Annotated in this window: 1 protein-coding gene; it reads left to right on the top strand. The window is 48.3% G+C overall.

Going from position 1 to position 1,500, the window contains the following annotated elements:
- Positions 1-502: 502 nt before the first annotated feature.
- Positions 503-1,327, top strand: coding sequence for an SDR family NAD(P)-dependent oxidoreductase (locus QT974_RS15585; RefSeq protein WP_333469371.1), 825 nt, complete (start codon positions 503-505; stop codon positions 1,325-1,327).
- Positions 1,328-1,500 lie beyond the last annotated feature (173 nt).

Consider the following 1,500-nt stretch of genomic DNA (forward strand, 5'->3'; position numbering starts at 1 on the left):
CGGCGAATAAATTCGCGGCTACACAGGCAAAGTCTGCCTCCGCAGACTGAAGATAACTCGGCGAATAAATTCGCGGCTACACAGGCAAAGTCTGCCTCCGCAGACTGAAGATAACTCGGCGAATAAATTCGCGGTTGCACAAGCAAAGTCTGCCTCCGCAGACTGAAGAAAAAGCGGTAATAAAGCCCGCTCGATCGTGATTCCCGACTAGGTTTTCTCATGTCAGGCTTGTCTGCTTGAATGAGGTTGAACGACCAGATTTATGACAGATTTCTGGCAACTTAAAGTTTAGTTCAGCTCGCGCGCACGTCCACGATTCAAAAGGTTTGAGTTTTGAGTTAACTCCACAAATAAATTAGGTATATCTAAACTAGATAGCCTTTGCCACAATTATCTCTTCTGAGTTGTTACCGCGAAAACATTCAACTCATAACTGATAATTCATAACTCACAACTCCTAACTCCGTGCCGCAGCAAGCATCAAAATCTGAGGGTTTAATCTATGCAACTTCAAGGAAAAACAGCTCTTGTTACAGGGGCTTCGCGCGGTATTGGGCGATCGATCGCCCTAGAATTAGCCAGACAAGGAGTCAAACGCTTACTGATTGTAGCGCGCAACCGCCACCAGTTGATCGAATTGGCAGAGCAAATCGATGTTTTTGGTACAGAAGTAGTACCGTTAGCCTTGGATTTAACTCAGTCAGTGGCGGTGAATATTGCGATCGCCCAAGCTTGGCGAGATAACGGCCCGATTCACCTGCTAGTCAACTGTGCGGGCGTCGCGCACCAAGCATCATTCTTGCGATCGCCGCTACCGTTAATTGAGGAAGAAATCGCCTTAAATTTGCTGGGAACTTACACAATTACCCGGTTAATAGCTCGCAGAATGGCTGCCCAAAAAGACGGAACAATCGTCAATGTTTCGAGCTTGATGGGCAAAATTGCTGCTCCGACAATGGCAACTTATTCTGCTACTAAATTCGCGATTTTGGGATTCACCCAAGCTTTACGCAGCGAGTTAACTCAGTACAATGTTCGAGTCACAGCTTTGCTACCATCTCTCACAGATACCGACATGGTGCGAGACTTAGAGCAATTTCGTTGGGTAGTACCGACAACTCCCGAAAAAGTTGCCCTCGCACTGGTGGAGGGATTGCACAAAGATGCGCCGGAAATTTTGGTAGGATATCAAAGTCATTTAGCAGTTTGGTGTCACCGAATTGCGCCTTGGTTGCTGGATTTGGTGTTGCGGATGGCTACTCCAGAGCTTCGCGATAAAGCGCGGGGCGATCGCAAATTGGGGCAGGCCTTGGCTAGCGGGCGATAAATCTGTTTCGCCGCCGACTAACTCGGCGGCGAGTTAGTCGGCAAATAAAATTCGCGCCTATACAAACGATGTCCGCCGGACGCCGACTAAGAAATAAAGCGATCGCAGGGTGTACGTTGGGTGCATCTGGTGCAAGGCAAATATATCCGTAGGGGCGAAGCATGACCGCATTC

It is taken from the genome of Microcoleus sp. BM001215392, assembly GCF_036700185.1.
Taxonomy (GTDB): Bacteria; Cyanobacteriota; Cyanobacteriia; order Cyanobacteriales; family Microcoleaceae; genus Microcoleus.

Bases quoted from the DNA above. Each gene is read 5' to 3' on its own strand.
- QT974_RS15585 (WP_333469371.1), top strand. From the start codon at position 503: ATGCAACTTCAAGGAAAAACAGCTCTTGTTACAGGGGCTTCGCGCGGT.